Here is a 14553-nt window from a genome sequence, read left to right on the forward strand (position 1 = left end):
AACGGCGACGAGGCGCTGATCGGCCTTAGCTGGAGGCGTCACCGCCCGCACCAGCTTTGCAGCATGCCCCTTCACGTCACCTTCGGCCGGGAGCCACACCCGCGCGTCCCGCGTCTGCCATCTGCTCGCCATCGACGCCCCCACTCACAGCAGCATTCTGAATTTCACGAAGATTTCCGTTCTCTTGTGGCGCACCCACGAGGGTGCACTCAGCGGGACGGCCAGCGCCGTCTCGAGCTGGCCGTGCCGGCTCTGTGCGCGCGCGCCGACGCTCGCCGATTCCAGCGTGCCGCGCTCGAACGGATCACCGATCTGGCGTTGGATGATGCCCAGATCATAAGCGACATAGGCGGACAGGTTCGTCGCGAGCGCCGGACGATCACGCGCGACGTCGGCGAGGCCGATCCCGAGTTGCTCGCGCAGCAGCGCGCCGGATCGCCCCGAGATGCCATCCTCGCGAAAACCCGGGACGGTAGACGTGCCCCCCAGGCTGAACCGTTGCGCCGGGAAGAGCTCGTCCGGGCTTCTCTGCCATCGCAGCATCGCGGTGTTGACGAACCTCGTGCGCCCGGCGGCGAAGCCGCTCTGCAACTCGACGTCGCCCGAGATCATGCGGTATCGCCCGGTCGCGCCACCCGGACCCGTGTCGACCGTATGCGCACCGAGAAGGCGCAGACCGCGGGTGTAACGGGCGTCGGTTACCAGAAGCGACTCACCCAGGCGCCGCTGCCAGCGTCCACCGATCCGGCCTGCCACGATCCGGTAGCTACCGGTGCGAAGCTGGATGCCTCGGATATAATTGGCCGTATCCATGATCGAGAGACCGACATCGGCGGAGAGCTTCGTTCGCGCGTTGCGGTGGAGCATGCGGTCGAGTGAGGCGGTGCCGTTCCAGCTTCGCCCGCGCGTGGCGAACGTGAGGCCGTGGCCATGCAGCACGGAACGATAGCCGAAGGCCCCGCCCGAGAGAGCGAGGGTCCACCAACCACGCGGCAGCGAGGCGAAGCCGCCGTAAGCATGGTTTCCGATCTGCCCGTCGCCGGCGCCGCCGCGGCTCGCGTAGAGCGACCAGCTGTCCGCGATCCCGAGCGGCGAGTCGAGGTCCAGGCTGGCGGTTTCCAGCAGGCGCCCCGTCGCCGCGGCACCGTCATTGCTGACATCGACCGCCGGCCTGATCCAGCTAGACAACGGGCCGCGTTCGACCAGGATCGTGCTTGTTCCGGGCAGATCGCCTGGCTCGACATCGATGCCCGGATCGCCTTTCTGAAGGCGCGCGAGTTGGTCGACGCCTTGTTCCAGCGCCCGCAGGTTGACGATCGACGACCGGTGGAGCGGGAACGCCGCGCCTATCTCGCCCGCGCCGTAATGCCGGCCCGGCGCCGCGCGGATGTCCGCCAGCCTTCCCTCGATCACGGTGATGGTGAGAATGCCGCCCTTCAGGTCCTGTGGACCGACGAACGCGCGCGACGTGACGTAGCCGTCCCCGATGTAGCGAGCGGTGATCGTGTGCAGCGCCGCGTCGATCGCCGCCAGGCCGACGCAGTCGCCTTTCAGCTCCGCCGTCGCCGCGGCGAACTCTGCCGGGCGGTAGCGCGTGACGCCGACCAGCCGCACCTGGCGGATAACCGCGCAATCCTCGCCGGTCGCCACGGCCGGCGCTGCGACCTCCGCCTCCTCGCCCGTGGGCGGTCGATCGCGCGATCGCTCGAAACGCTCGGCCCGGTCGCGTTCCTGCTGCTGCAGCCGCTCGATGATCTGCCGCGCGTCTCGGTCTTGTGATACCGCCCGCTCTTGCGCCACCGCACCGCCGGGCAGAGTCAAGGCGCCCGCGTGCGCGGCAACCATCCACCAGATGGCTTGCTCCCCGCGCCGCACCCCTCAACCTCCCCGAAAGAATGTCCCTGTCACATCTTAGTCAATGCCGGAAGAGTGACGTGTTATTTTGCCTGCTTTGTTGTAGGTCAAATCGGATAAAGGTAATAAACATTTGTTCTGCATCAAGAAATATTGTCGCACCTACTATATTCACGTTGATTTTTTCAATGTTGCTCTGAAGATCGACGATCGCACCTTCGATTCAACCGCTTGCAATCGTACCAGAGCGTGATCGCGCCATGTTGATCGAAGCCCTACGCACCCAAGGTCATGATTCTCTTTGCGGATACGAGCGACGATTGCCGCGATGTACCGGGCTTTGCGCCCGGGGATCGGGGCTATGGTAGGAACCGACTGCTTGCTAGAAATCTTTCGTCGCAGCGAGATCGGTCAATACGATCCACCGGGCAGCTTCGACGTTGAAACACGGATCATCGCGAAGCCATTGCCTCTCATGCTCGGGCGGGCTTGCGATCAGCCGCGCGAGCCCGTCCACCCACCGGCTGTTGATCTGCAGCGTCCCGAGGTCATAGCTGCCGTCGCGGTTGCGGATCTCGGCACCGACCCAACCGGCTTGCTGCTCCCCCAACGCTCGAACGGGTCGTTACATGGAACGGGCACGGATATACGGTAAGGCCGTCAGCGACACCAAAACTCCTGTTTGCAGTGCAGTGTTCGTAGGGCAGGTTGCTACGTGAAGCTTCGCAGGCGAAATCGACCCCTAAGCTGCTAACATCGGTCCAATAGTTTGGATAAGTTTTCCGCACGCAGCTTGGATCGAGGATGGTCACGTCTGGCACTCGCGAGCCAGCGAGTGCCATGCTCATGGCTATGCGGTGATCGGAATAGGTTTCGATTTGAGCTGGTCGGAAGCTGTCCGCGTGACGTGGGGTTACCACCAAATCGCCACCATCCTCTACGGCCAGCCCCAGCGAAAGGGGTGAGAGCTCGGTTGCCATCGCCGCCACGCGATCGCACTCTTTGACACGCAGATTGGCGATGCCGACGAATCGCACGGGCGTCTTGTTGAAGGCCGCTAAATCGAGCGCCTACGGCGGCTCACCGGCGAGGGCGCGCGCCTCACCGCCCAGCATCTCGCGACCTTGAACGCGACCAGGCGGCGCGCGGTGCTGGTCGCAATCGCGCTAGAGACGCCGGTCACCTGACCGACGACGCGGTACTCATGTTCGAGCGGCTCTTCGGCCAGATGTTCCGGCGCCTGGTTCAGCCCGACCCGCTCGACCCCGTCGAGCTTGCCCGGTCCAACTTCCCCATCCTGCGCCAGATCGGTCCCCCGTTCGTGCAAGCCTTCGCATTCGGGGCGATGCTGGCCTGCTCGGCGCTAGCACGCGGCATTGAAATCGTGCGGCTTCTCGGGACCGGTCGCCTGCGCAAGCTGCCGGCCGATGCGCCGGTCGGCTTCATCCGCCAGACCTGGCGACGTCGCATCGGCCGAGACGGCATGGACAGGCGCACCTACGAGTTCTGCGTGATGGCCGAGCTGCGCGACCCGATACGCGCCGGTGACATGTGGGTCGAGGCAACCGCCGCTATCGTGCGGTCGAGCAGCAGCTCATTCCCGCGTCTGTGTTCGCCGCGATGCGGGCGGCGGGGCCGCTGCCGGTACCACTTCCAGGCTCTGCGGCCGAGTGGCTGGCCGGGAAGCGCGAGGTCCTCAATCGTCACCTGGGCAAGGTCGCGGCCAAGGTCGCCTCGGACGGGCTCGAGGACGTGTCCCTGCGAGCGGGCCGGCTGCGCGTCTCGCCACTGAAGGCGAGCACGCCCGACGAAGCGGAAGGCGCGCTCGCGCCTATGTACGCGCACCTGCCGCCGATCCGCGTGACCGACCTCCTCGCCGACGTGGACCGCTGGACCGGGTTCACGGGCTGCTTCACGCACCTGACCACCGGGCGCACCCACGACGACCCGCGCGCGGTGCTCACCGCGGTGCTGGCGGATGCGACCAATCTCGGCCATGTCCGCATGGCGGAAGCCTGCGGCCTCGTCAGCCAACGCCAGCTCGGCTGGCTTTCATCCTGGCACCTGCGCGCGAGGAAACCTATGGCGCGGCGCTCGCCCGGCTGGTGAACGCGCAGCGCCGGATGCCGCTCGCCGCCCTATTTGGGTCGGGTACGGCGTCAGGCTCGGACGGGCAGCACTTCCCGCTCGACCGTCGTGCCCAGGCGACTGAGGCGGTGAACCCGCATAAGGGCTCAGAGCCGGCGGTGTCGTTCTACACGCACGTGTCGGACCGCTATGCGCCGTTCCACTCCAAGGTGATCTCGGCCGGTGCGGGCGAGGCCGCCCATGGGCTCGACGGCCTGCTCCACCCCAGGGCCGACCTCAGCATCAAGCGGCATCATACGGACGGCGGCGGGGTGTCGGACCATGTCTTCGCCATGTGCCACGGCATGGGCTTCCTGTTCGCGCCGAGGATCCCCAATCTGTCCGCCAGACGGCTTCACCTGTTCGAGGGGCTCGACCCCGGACCGGATATCGCGCCGCTCGTGGGCGACGCGATCGACGAAGAGCTGGTCACCTCCCACTGGACGGACGTGCTCCGGCTCATGACCTCTGTCCGCACCGGCACCACCAGCGCGTCCGCGACGCTGGAGCGGCTCGGCTCCTACCCGCGCACCTCCTTGTCAGGCGCGCGAGCGCGACGTCATCTTCATCTCGGTCGGCTATGGGCCGCCCGTTCCCGGCGGCAAGGTGCCGATGCGCTTCGGCCCGCTGGGCACGGACGACGGCGAGCGGCGCCTGAACGTGCTGATCAGCCGCGCCAAGCAGCGTTGCGAGGTGTTCGCGTCCATGTCGGACGAGGACATCGATCCCGACTTCGCGTCGACCCGGAAGGGCGTGCTGGCGTTCAAGCTATCCTGCACTTCGCCCGCACTGGCCGCATGACGATGGCAGAGAGCACTGGTCGCGACCACGACAGCGTCTTCGAGGAACAGGTGGCGAAGGCACTGCAGGCGCGAGGCTATCAGGTGCACCGCCAGGTCGGTCTGGCCGGCTTCTTCATCGACCTCGCCGTGTCCGACGCCGATCGGGCCGGCCGCTACCTGCTCGGGATCGAGTGCGACGGCGCGTCCTACCACGACGCCCGCTCCGCGCGCGATCGCGACCGGCTGCGCCAGTCGGTGCTGGAAAGCCATGGGTGGACCATCCATCGCATCTGGAGTACCGACTGGTTCCAGCGTCCCAAGGAGCAGATCGATCTCGTCGTTGGCCGTATCGAGGCGGCGAAGGCGGAGCACGACGCCGAGGCGCAGGGCGTCTCCGCCCGTCGGAGAAGCCATGTCGAGATCCTCACCGTCGAGCGCGAAGGCTATACCGAGGTGGGCCTCGCGGAAGCGGAAGCGCCGCCTGCAACCGCCCTCTACGAGGAGGCCATGATCGAGCGCCCCCGGCACCTCGTCTGCGAACTGCACGAGGCACCGCGCGGCGCCCTGTCCGCGCTTGCCGAAGAGGTAATGGGGATCGAGGGACCCGTTCACGTCTGCGAGGTGGTGAACCGCATCCGCGACGCGTGGGGGCTGAGGCGGGCCGGCGGTCGCATCCAGGAAGCGGTCGAGAAGGCCGTCGAGGTTTCCGTGCGCGAGGGCAGGCTGGCCGAGGACGGCGACTTCCTGACCATCCCGGGCAGGACCCCTCGCGTGCGGGACCGCAGCGAGGTGCGGTCGGCCTCCCCCCGCAAGTGCGACAGCCTGCCACCGACGGAACTCGAAGCCGCCATCCTCGGCGTGGTGCGGGAGAACTACGGTGCGACGGACGATCAGGTCGTTCAGGCCGCCGCCCGCGCCGTCGGCTTCAAGGCGACGAGCGGCCAGCTGCGGGACCTACTCGCGGGAGTCATTGCTGCAGCCGTGGCGGGCGAACGCCTGAGTCGGCGGAACGGCATGCTGGTTGTCGGTCCTGCGTCGGCGAACGACAGCGGGCCGGCGCGGGCACCAAGTCCACTCGCCCAGCTGATCGCGGCGGGCGAGAGCGAGCGGCTCGAATTCAAGGAAACGCTGCGCTGGGACGTCGTCACCAACACCCTCAACAAGAAGCTGGAGGATGTTGTCGTGAAGACGATCGCGGGCTCCGCCAACGGAGGTGGCGGAACGCATGGCCTCGCTCTCGGCGAGGCCATTCCTCATCTCTCTAACCTCGCAGTGCGGGGTTCAGACCACCCGGCGGTATCGCGTTGCGGTCGATCGCGCGCCCGAGGCGGGCGAGCTCGCGACCCTCACCGCCGCCGGATCCGTCTGTGCGAGGCCGAGCGCTATCGCGCGCGCGAACACTTCCGAGATCCGTTGGCGCGTGCGATGTGCCGTTTCCACCGCGCCGCGCGCCTCGATCGGGCGGAGCACCTCGAGCACTAGCGGGGTCGTCACCGCCGAAACTGGCGATTTGCCAATCTTCGGGAAGACGTCGTTGACGAGGCTGTTGAGGATAGTGCTGGCGTAACGCTCGAACCAGACAGGTCGCTGGCTGCGGTGCCAATCGCGCGCGATCAGCTCGAAGGTCGCCTGTGTCTCGGCAACCTGGGCCGCGACACGCTGGCGCTTCCTCACCGACGGATCGATACCGTCTCGCAGCGAGCGCGAGGCGTCCTCGCGCAACTGACGCGCCCGCGCGAGCGAGATCCCTGGATAGGGGCCAAAGGTGAGCAGCTTCTCTTTGCCGCCGAAGCCATAACCACCCGGTCACGGGCGGTTGGCCGCGCAGTACCCTTCCCAGATATTCGCGGCCGAGTGCCGCTGCCGAGATCCTGCGCCGACCTGGTGCAGGCCCGTCGATCGCTGCCGATCGTCGCGATCCCGCGCGCGTAGCCGAGCGCTTCCTCCCGAAGAGAAAGCCCCGACATGCCAATCACCACCGCCGCCCGGCCGATCGCGCCGTACCTCGGCGGCAAGCGCAACCTGGCCAAGCGCCTGTGCGCCATCATCGATGCGACGCCGCACCGCACCTACGTGGAGCCCTTCGTCGGCATGGGCGGGATCTTCCTGCGCCGCGGCCGCGCCGCGCCGGCCGAGGTCATCAACGATATCTCGCGCGACGTCTCCAACCTCTTCCGCGTCGTGCGGCGCCACTTCGAGCCGCTGGTCGACGAACTGGAGCTGCTGCTCGCCAGCCGGGACGAGTTCGAGCGCCAGCGCCGGGTGGATCCCGAGACGCTGACCGACATCGAGCGCGCTGCCCGCTTCCTCTACCTGCAGCGCATGACGTTCGGCGGTCGGGTGACGGGGCGGACCTTCGGCGTCTCGAGCACGACGCCGGCGCGGTTCAACTATGCAAAGCTGCGCGCCGAGATCCGCGCGCTGGGCGAACGCCTGGCGCCGGTCACGATCGAGCGGCTTCCCTATGCCGATCTGATCCGGCGCTACGACACGCCTGAGACGCTCTTCTACCTCGACCCGCCTTACTGGGGCTCCGAGGATGATTACGGCGCCGACGTGTTCTCGCGCGGCGACTTCGAGCAGCTCGCCGACCAGCTCGCCACGATCCGCGGCAAGTTCGTGCTGTCGATTAACGCGACCGAAGGCTCGCGCGCCGTATTCAGCCGCTTCCGCACCGTCGACGTCGATGTTGCCTGGTCAATCGCCACCAGGTCGACCGGAACGGCAAAGCGCGTCACCGAGCTGGTCGTCAGCAACATCGGCTGATCAGCGCGGGGTATCGCGCGGGGTATCGAACCCCGGCAGATACCCCGCTCAGCCGCAGAAAACCGCGATCCGCGTGGGCACCGCGGCGGAGGTTACCTCCGCCGCTGTACGCCTGTCGGCGGTAGCGCACGGACCCGATCAACCGCACAACTGGAAGGTTGCCTTTAGCGACGATGACGACTTCTTGATCTATTTAATTGTTCTTGCGAGACCGTCGCTGCAGCCTGAAAGTGATAACCGGCAGGCAACGATAATAGAGAGAAACTTTGTCACAAGGATTTTATCCTGATTATTTCCGATCTCGCGCCCAGTTGGAAAGATTGTGGGCGGATCGCGCAGTCGATACGTTTATTATAGATTTTTATAGTTCCCTCGCCGTGGAGAGCGACAAGGCTGCTGAAACGTGGTCCGTTGATCCATGCGCGCGGGTTTGCAAAGCAACATCTCACCCATCCTAAGGGTCGGACCCAGACCGCGGCGGAGGCTTCCTCCGCCGCGATAATCACGCGCCGTCAAACCTCTCTTCGGTTTTCTCGCCGCCTCGATGTATCTCGCGTGCGCCTCGTATTCGTCCGCCATGGCGAGCAGACGCTCTGTCACGTCGGGAGTGTCGACGGCGGCAGCCAAACGCCGGCATCGATTTGCTTGCTCAATAAGGTACGTGGAGTCGACGATCACTGGCGCCGGTCCGAGCTTACGGAAATCGTCACGTCGAACGTGCGGACTAAACCGCTCTTCGCCTCGCGGATTTCACAAGTGGCAAGTAGGGGTGGCCGACGGCGACCCTTCGTATCCATCAAGATGGCGACCGCCGACCGGACGGCGGACGATCGAGCCCGGTCGTAAGTCGCATGCATCTCCTCGCCCTCGCTGACGCTCTGCTTATCGGCAATAATAATCTGAAACACGGCCATACGGAATAGAAGCACAGGCCGGACAAGCCTGCCTTGATCGTGGTGAGTACACCCGAAACGGACCTAACCTTGGCTGACCGCGTCGGAGGTCACCTACGCCGCGATGTCACATCAGCGGATCCCGAGCACTCAACCAGATGTCTGAGTAGGCTTGAAACTTCGCCTCAGCGATGTCGCGATCGACCTTCTGTATCGAGGCGGGAGAGCGCTTCGCGAAATCTTTGAGCGACTGCGTCAAGATCCACGCGTCGCCTTCGTTACCGAGCACCGCGCGATCGTGAAGAACGCGCGCTGCGGTGACACGAACCGCTAGCGGCCGCTTATCGCCATGCTGATCGATCCAAGCGCGGCAAATTGGCAGAAACTCAGCTTTGACTCCGTTTTCGTCAGTGAGCAGCGCCAGCTTAACTCCTTCGGGAGCCAACGGAGCGATGTCTCGAATGACGCGAGCATCCATGTAAGCGTCAACGATCAGGACCGTATCACTCACTGAGGCGAAGACGTCCTGCAACGCGGACATTGCGTCGAAGGCACTACCGACGGAGACATAGGCTCCGCGAGCAGACGCCGGCATCTCCAGCTCAGTTGCCGCAAGCGCCCGGTGAAGAACATTTCAAAGCTGAGCTTCGCATCGATCATGATTCGCGCTGCCGAGATTATCCGCCGCGACCCGCGCGGAAACTAGATCAGTTAGCTGACCGTCATCCTCGATCAGCGCGACAAGCCGACCAAGCCAACGCCGCGTCTCATCGCTGTTCGGCGTTCTGTTGCGGGCCCCAAAGTCGATTGATCCCGCCTCCGCGGCGAGAGCGTGCAGGTGCGCGAAACGCTGCTCAACATTCATCCACCTGTCTCCTTCAGAGTATGATCTATGCTGACGAACGCCGCGGTGAAAGCCGCGCGGCCGCGCGCGGCCGCCTACAAGATCGCCGACGAGCGCGGGATGCACCTCTTCGTGGCGCCTACCGGCCGCAAGTCGTTCCGCTGGCGCTTCCGCTTCGCAGGGCACGAGCAGCTGCTGACGATCGGGCAATGGCCCGAGATCTCGCTCGACGCGGCACGCGCGCGGGCCGAGTCGGCGCGCGAGCAGCTCGGCCGCGGCGTGGATCCGCGCACGATCGCCTCGGCGATGACCTTCGAGCGCGCTGCACGCGCCTGGCACGAGCAGCAGCTCGCCGGCTGGACGCCGGTCCACGCCCGCGACGTGCTCGCCAGCCTCGAGGCCGACGTCTTCCCCGACCTGGGCGCGCTCGAGCTGGACGCGATCGACGCGCCGGCGGTGCTCCGGATAGTCCGCTCGATCGAGCGCCGCGGCGCGATCGCGACGGCCAGGCGCGTGCGGCAGCGGATCTCGGACGTCTTCGCGCTAGCGGTAAGCGAGGGTTGGGCGCCGACCGATCCCGCGGCCGTCGTCGGCCGCGCGCTGGCGCCGGCGCCGGCGGTGCGGCGCCAGCCGGCGGTGACGACGATCGCCGAGGCGCGCGAGCTGCTCGCCGCGGCCGAGTTGGTCGACGCCGGCGCCGCGGTGAAGCTCGCCTCGCGCTTCCTTGCGCTCACCGCGGTTCGCTTGGCGGTGGTGCGCGGCGCATGCTGGTCGGAGATCGAGGACCTGGACGGCAACGAGCCGCTGTGGCGCGTGCCGGCCGCGCGGATGACGCTGGCGGCGGCGAAGAAGCTCATCGCGGCGAACGACCACCTGGTGCCGCTGGCGCCGGCCGCGGTCGAGGTCCTGCGCGCCGCGCGCGCGCTGGGCGCTGGGGGCGAGCTGATCTTCGCGGGCCGCGGCGGCGCGGCGCCAATCGGCGAGGGCGCGATCGGCGCGCTGTATGATCGAGCCGGCTTCGCGCGGCGCCATGTCCCTCACGGCTGGCGCGCGACCTTCTCGACGATCCTCAACGAGCGCCTGCCGGACCAGCGCAGCGCAATCGACCGGGCGCTAGGCCACGCGCTCAAGCGGGAGGACGGATCCGCGGCGAAGGTGCTGAGCGCCTACAACCGCGCTCAGCACCTGGCGCCGCGTCGGCGACTTTACGAGGCTTGGGCCGAGATCCTGATGGGATGACCGCGCCGCGAGCGCCGCGGTGGGGGCGGTTGGCACCGTTCGTGCTCCATCCCCCCAGGCAGCATCGGGGCGGCGCAAGCCGCCACGTTCGACCGCCGAGCCTGGGCGATCGTTCTGAGGTGGTGTGACCTCTCAGCGCGGGGGGATGATCAAACTAGCGCATGGGGTCGCCCAAGCGACCCCATTCCTTTCATCCTTGAACCCCTGAGAGGGGATACTGACCGGATGGTGGACTCGCGCTCGCCTCTTCGGCGCGGCGTTCGAGGCCGGCTTCCATCCGGGCGAGGACGGCGCGCAGCTCAGGGTTGGCGGGCATGGGGCGGGCTGGTGGCGCGCCTGGTGGCGGCTCAGTGCCCTCGCGTCGGAGGCGCCGTCGGGCGAGCAGGGCGCGCAGGCGCTGCGCTACCCGGGCTGGGAGGCCTTCCGGCGTGAAGAAGTAGGCGTTGGAGATCTGACGGCGCTGCGGCCCGAACACGCCGTCGGCGCCGGTCTTCTCCGTGCGCCGGACCCAATCCAGGATCCTTAGGCGCTTCAGCTGCGCCAGCGCGCGGACGACCGTGCCGCGCGCGACGCGCGCGACGCGCGCGATCGCGTCGATCGCCGGGTCGAGCCGACCGGTCTTGAAGTCGACCGGCACCCCGCCGCGGCGGCCGAGGAGCGTCTCGAGCACGCGCATGCCGTGAAGGCCGAGCGGCCGCGCGCCGCCGCGCTGGCGCTCCATATCGTCCCACTCGGCCACCACCTTGAGCAGGCAGTCGATCCAGCCGAGCGCGCCAGCCGTCGTACCATCGCCGATCGGGCGGTAGACCCGGGCGCGGCGATCGTCGACGTCGACGCTGCCGCGCCGCACCTTCCGGTCGGCGCCGCGCTCGCCCTTGCCCGCGAGCTGGGCGGCGAAGCCCTTCGTCATTTGGCGCGTCTGGCGCGTCATCGAGGCCGCGGTCACGCGCGGCCTCCGATCGTCAGCCGTGCTGCCGCTTGCCCTCGAGCAGCGCCGCGGGCGGCGGCAAGCCGTCCGTCAGCATGTCCGCCCACTCCTGCGCGATCGCGCGCCGGCGCGGCATGTACGCGGCCCGATTGTAGGCCGCCTCGACACCATCGGGGACGTGAGCGAGCATCAAGTCGATCACGGCGCGATCGCCGTCCTGGCCGCGCGCCTTCGCCAGCTCGTTCATCACGGTCGAGAAGGTCGACCTCCAGCCGTGCGGCACATGCACCCCGGAGAAACCCGCCTCGCTGTAGCCTTGCTCAGTGTGCTGTCGCTGATCGGCTTCCGCGAATTGCGAACGCTGCGGAAGACCAGCCCCGGATTGCCCGCGCCCGAGAAGGCGATCGCGACCTTCACCGTCTCGACGGCTTGGCGCGACAGCGGCACGAGGAATTCGAAGGCTGCGTCCTGCTTTCGCTCGACGCCGAGCTTCATCTTCGTCGCCGGCACGCGCCAGATCGGCTCCGCGCCGTCGAGATCCTCGAACTCGTGCTTCTCGGCCAGCCGCAGCGTCGCCGAGCGCACCGCCGTGAGCGCCAGCAGTCGGGAGGCGAGCTTCGTCAGCGGGTGACCGGGCTGGCGCTCCGATCCGGCGAGCACCGCCTGGGCCAGCTTGATCGTGCGCGCCGCCGGAAATTTGCCCTTGGTCTTCCGGCCGAGCGCGCGCTTCGTCACCGCCGATGGATCCGCCTGCGCGATGCCCGCGGCGATCGCCCGGGCGAAGACCTCCGAGATCCGCTGCCGCACGCGGTGAGCCGTCTCGACCGCACCGCGCGCCTCGATCGGCCGCAGCACCTCGAGCACCAGCGGCGTCGTAACCGCGGTGATCGGCAGCTTGCCTAACCGCGGGAAGACGTCGTTGACGAAGCTGTTGAGCACGATGCTCGCATAGCGCTCCGACCAGCCCGCCTTCTGGCTGGCGTGCCACTCGCGCGCGATCGTCTCGAAGGTGTTGCCCGCCATCGCGGTCTGCTCGGCCGCGCGCTGGCGCTTGCTCGCCGCCGGGTCGCTTCCCTCGCGCAGGCTCCGCGCCGCCTCCTCGCGTAGCGCCCGCGCCTTCGAGAGCGTCACCTCCGGGTAGCCCCCGAAGACCAAGCGCTTTTCTTTGCCGCCGATGCGATACTTCCAGCGCCATGACTTGAAGCCGCTCGGCAGCACGTAGAGGTAGAGCCCATTCGCGTCGCTGAGCTTGTAGGGCTTCTCTCGGGCAACTGCCTTCCGGCAGGCGACGTCGGTCAGCACTCGGTGCCCCCAGGCTGGCGAAATGGTGCCCCCAAAGTGCCCCCAGATTCGTCGTGCTGCATGGGTGTTGGTTGCGACCGACTGAGACGACAAACAAGCCGTTCCACGAGGGAAGATAGCCCGTTTTGGGGCTATCTGAGACGACCTGGAATGAAGCTTTGGTGGAAGGGGCTGGATTCGAACCAGCGTACACTTGCGTGGGCAGATTTACAGTCTGCTGCCTTTAACCACTCGGCCACCCTTCCACGAGCGGCGCTGTCGAAAGCGAGGGCGCCCAATGCCCGCGCCGCATCGCGCTGTCAACGCCTTCCGTCCGGCCTTCTCCATCGCGCCACGGCGGTTGCGTCGCGGCGCGCCCGCGCATAGCGTCCGCCGCACTTCCTCCCACCGCCGGAAAGCTCTCACCCATGTCGCGTCGTACGCTCGCCCCTTTCGCCACCCGCCGGAGCCGCGGCTGATGGCGCGGCGCGGGCACCGGCCGAGCCAGCAGCAGGGCAACCGCACGCGGCTCTGGGGGCGCCATCCCGTGCTCGCCGCGCTCGCCAACCCGCGGCGGACGGTGCGCAAGCTCTGGGGGACGCGGGAGGCGCTCGCGACGCTCGATCTGCCGCCGGTGCTGCCGGTCGTCTTCGCCGAGGCGCCCGACCTCGGCCGGCTCGTCCCCGCGGATGCGCCGCACCAAGGGCTGGTGGCGGAGGTCGACCCGCTCGAGGACGTGTGGCTCGGCGACCTGCTCGCGGAAGGACGCGACGACCAGCGCCCGCTCGTCGTGCTCGACCAGGTGACCGACCCGCACAATGTCGGCGCGATCCTGCGCTCCGCCGCGGCGTTCGACGCGCTCGGCATCGTCACGCAGGACCGCCACGCACCGCCCGAGTCGGGTGCGCTGGCGCGAGCCGCGTCGGGGGCGCTCGAGACGGTGCCGTGGGTGCGCGTGGTCAATCTCGCACGCGCGCTCGACGAGATCGGCGAGGCCGGCTTCTGGCGGATCGGGCTCACCGGCCATGCGACCCAGACGCTGGCGCAGGCCATGGGAGCGCAGCGAGTCGCGATCGTGCTCGGCGCCGAGGGCGAGGGCATGCGCCAGAACACCGAGGCGCATTGCGACGAACTGGCACGGCTGCCGATCTCGGCCAAGGTGGAGAGCCTCAACGTCTCCAACGCCACTGCGATCGCGCTCTACGCCGCGGCGGCGCGGGTCGGCTGAGGTTCGTTCACGCGCAGACGCGATGAGGCCATGAAGAAGATTGGTTCACGCGGAGGCGCGGAGGCGCAGAGAGGGCGCGCGCGGCAGCGGTGTCGCGCGCCGATCTCGGGCGTAAGGTGACGAGCGCCCAAGGCGGTTCACCTCCGCGTCTCCGCGCCTCCGCGTGAACCTCCTCCTGGCGCCACGCGCCGTTTCTCGGCGCCGCCCTATGCGCGTATTGGCGCGGATCTATTCGACCGACCGCCGGACCGCCTCAATCGTCCGCGCCGACGCGCACGCGCAGGCCGTCGAGCGCCGGGCCGAACTCGACCTGGCACGACAGCCGCGAGGTCGAGTCGCGGTCGCTCGCGGCGTCGAGCAGATCGTCCTCGTCCTGGCCGATCGGCGGCAGCAGCGACAGGAAGGCGGGGTCGACGTGGACGTGGCAGGTGGCGCAGCTGCAGCAGCCGCCGCACAGCGCCAGGATCTCGTCGATCCCGGCCTCGCGGATCACTTCCATCACCGACAGGCCGGCGGCGCCGTCGATCTCGCGTTCTTCCCCCGCGCGCGTCTCGACGATAAGCTTGGGCATGCTGGTCTCCACCGAAAATCGCCCGATCCATGCCGTTTAC

At 67.8% G+C, this 14553-nt stretch carries 12 protein-coding genes, 1 tRNA gene and 3 pseudogenes; 5 read left to right on the forward strand and 11 right to left on the reverse strand.

Annotation, left to right across the window (positions count from 1 at the left end):
• Positions 1 to 144: 144 nt before the first annotated feature.
• The 3 genes and pseudogenes from K7957_RS09780 to K7957_RS20760 all read right to left on the reverse strand — a co-directional run.
• The gene (locus K7957_RS09780) at positions 145 to 1875 is read right to left on the reverse strand and encodes a ShlB/FhaC/HecB family hemolysin secretion/activation protein (protein WP_223011831.1); all 1731 of its coding nucleotides are present in this window, start codon (positions 1873 to 1875) and stop codon (positions 145 to 147) included.
• Positions 1876 to 2236: 361 nt separating this feature from the next.
• Positions 2237 to 2464, reverse strand: a complete 228-nt coding sequence (locus K7957_RS09785) for a lysozyme family protein (RefSeq protein ID WP_223012278.1) — start codon at positions 2462 to 2464, stop codon at positions 2237 to 2239.
• Positions 2403 to 2903: pseudogene (locus tag K7957_RS20760) on the reverse strand (hypothetical protein); the annotation flags it as partial. The pseudogene K7957_RS20760 and the gene K7957_RS09785, both read right to left, overlap by 62 nt.
• Before the next feature lie 15 nt (positions 2904 to 2918).
• On the opposite strand from K7957_RS20760, the pseudogene K7957_RS09795 reads away from it, so the two are divergent.
• Positions 2919 to 4517: pseudogene (locus K7957_RS09795) on the forward strand (Tn3 family transposase); the annotation flags it as partial.
• A gap of 267 nt (positions 4518 to 4784) precedes the next feature.
• Positions 4785 to 6245: a DUF3320 domain-containing protein gene (locus K7957_RS20365; RefSeq protein ID WP_246616992.1), complete on the forward strand. Its 1461-nt coding sequence runs from the start codon at positions 4785 to 4787 to the stop codon at positions 6243 to 6245.
• Here K7957_RS20365 and K7957_RS20765 read toward each other — a convergent pair.
• A pseudogene (locus tag K7957_RS20765) lies at positions 6174 to 6539 on the reverse strand (tyrosine-type recombinase/integrase); the annotation flags it as partial. The gene K7957_RS20365 and the pseudogene K7957_RS20765 sit on opposite strands and share 72 nt — an antisense overlap.
• 189 nt (positions 6540 to 6728) lie before the next feature.
• Between K7957_RS20765 and K7957_RS09810 the strand changes: the two are divergent.
• On the forward strand, positions 6729 to 7529 hold the full coding sequence (locus K7957_RS09810; protein ID WP_223011833.1) for a DNA adenine methylase: 801 nt from the start codon (positions 6729 to 6731) through the stop codon (positions 7527 to 7529).
• 1020 nt (positions 7530 to 8549) lie between these two features.
• Here K7957_RS09810 and K7957_RS09815 read toward each other — a convergent pair.
• Positions 8550 to 9017, reverse strand: a complete 468-nt coding sequence (locus K7957_RS09815) for a hypothetical protein (protein WP_223011834.1) — start codon at positions 9015 to 9017, stop codon at positions 8550 to 8552.
• 39 nt (positions 9018 to 9056) lie between these two features.
• Positions 9057 to 9287 carry a hypothetical protein gene (locus K7957_RS09820; RefSeq protein WP_223011835.1) on the reverse strand — a complete coding sequence of 77 codons (231 nt, stop codon included), beginning with the start codon at positions 9285 to 9287 and terminating at the stop codon, positions 9057 to 9059.
• Positions 9288 to 9314: 27 nt separating this feature from the next.
• Here K7957_RS09820 and K7957_RS09825 point away from each other — a divergent pair, with 27 nt between their 5' ends.
• Positions 9315 to 10505, forward strand: a complete 1191-nt coding sequence (locus tag K7957_RS09825; RefSeq protein WP_223011836.1) for a tyrosine-type recombinase/integrase — start codon at positions 9315 to 9317, stop codon at positions 10503 to 10505.
• A 190-nt stretch (positions 10506 to 10695) separates the two neighbouring features.
• Here K7957_RS09825 and K7957_RS09830 read toward each other — a convergent pair whose 3' ends face one another.
• The 4 genes from K7957_RS09830 to K7957_RS09840 form a co-directional block, all read right to left on the reverse strand.
• Complete coding sequence (locus tag K7957_RS09830; RefSeq protein ID WP_223011837.1) at positions 10696 to 11451, reverse strand: hypothetical protein; 756 nt, start codon at positions 11449 to 11451, stop codon at positions 10696 to 10698.
• A gap of 16 nt (positions 11452 to 11467) precedes the next feature.
• Positions 11468 to 11680 carry a hypothetical protein gene (locus tag K7957_RS20370; protein WP_246616949.1) on the reverse strand — a complete coding sequence of 71 codons (213 nt, stop codon included), beginning with the start codon at positions 11678 to 11680 and terminating at the stop codon, positions 11468 to 11470.
• Positions 11680 to 12735: a tyrosine-type recombinase/integrase gene (locus K7957_RS09835; RefSeq protein WP_343228366.1), complete on the reverse strand. Its 1056-nt coding sequence runs from the start codon at positions 12733 to 12735 to the stop codon at positions 11680 to 11682. The genes K7957_RS20370 and K7957_RS09835 overlap by 1 nt, the downstream gene beginning before the upstream one ends.
• A 159-nt stretch (positions 12736 to 12894) precedes the next feature.
• Positions 12895 to 12980, reverse strand: a tRNA-Tyr gene (locus K7957_RS09840).
• A gap of 212 nt (positions 12981 to 13192) precedes the next feature.
• On the opposite strand from K7957_RS09840, the gene rlmB reads away from it, so the two are divergent.
• On the forward strand, positions 13193 to 13942 hold the full coding sequence (gene rlmB / locus K7957_RS09845) for a 23S rRNA (guanosine(2251)-2'-O)-methyltransferase RlmB (RefSeq protein ID WP_223011838.1): 750 nt from the start codon (positions 13193 to 13195) through the stop codon (positions 13940 to 13942).
• Positions 13943 to 14195: 253 nt separating this feature from the next.
• Here rlmB and K7957_RS09850 read toward each other — a convergent pair whose 3' ends face one another.
• Entirely contained in the window at positions 14196 to 14513 is a 318-nt protein-coding gene (locus K7957_RS09850) for a 2Fe-2S iron-sulfur cluster-binding protein (RefSeq protein ID WP_223011839.1), read from the reverse strand.
• Between the last annotated feature and the right edge of the window lie 40 nt (positions 14514 to 14553).

The sequence above is a fragment of the Sphingomonas yunnanensis genome, assembly GCF_019898765.1.
Classification (GTDB): Bacteria; Pseudomonadota; Alphaproteobacteria; order Sphingomonadales; family Sphingomonadaceae; genus Sphingomonas; species Sphingomonas yunnanensis.

Bases quoted from the DNA above. Each gene is read 5' to 3' on its own strand.
- K7957_RS20365 (WP_246616992.1), top strand. From the start codon at position 4,785: ATGGCAGAGAGCACTGGTCGCGACCACGACAGCGTCTTCGAGGAACAG.
- K7957_RS09810 (WP_223011833.1), top strand. From the start codon at position 6,729: ATGCCAATCACCACCGCCGCCCGGCCGATCGCGCCGTACCTCGGCGGC.
- K7957_RS09815 (WP_223011834.1), bottom strand. From the start codon at position 9,017: ATGCCGGCGTCTGCTCGCGGAGCCTATGTCTCCGTCGGTAGTGCCTTC.
- K7957_RS09820 (WP_223011835.1), bottom strand. From the start codon at position 9,287: ATGAATGTTGAGCAGCGTTTCGCGCACCTGCACGCTCTCGCCGCGGAG.
- K7957_RS09825 (WP_223011836.1), top strand. From the start codon at position 9,315: ATGCTGACGAACGCCGCGGTGAAAGCCGCGCGGCCGCGCGCGGCCGCC.
- K7957_RS20370 (WP_246616949.1), bottom strand. From the start codon at position 11,680: ATGAACGAGCTGGCGAAGGCGCGCGGCCAGGACGGCGATCGCGCCGTG.
- rlmB (WP_223011838.1), top strand. From the start codon at position 13,193: ATGGCGCGGCGCGGGCACCGGCCGAGCCAGCAGCAGGGCAACCGCACG.
- K7957_RS09850 (WP_223011839.1), bottom strand. From the start codon at position 14,513: ATGCCCAAGCTTATCGTCGAGACGCGCGCGGGGGAAGAACGCGAGATC.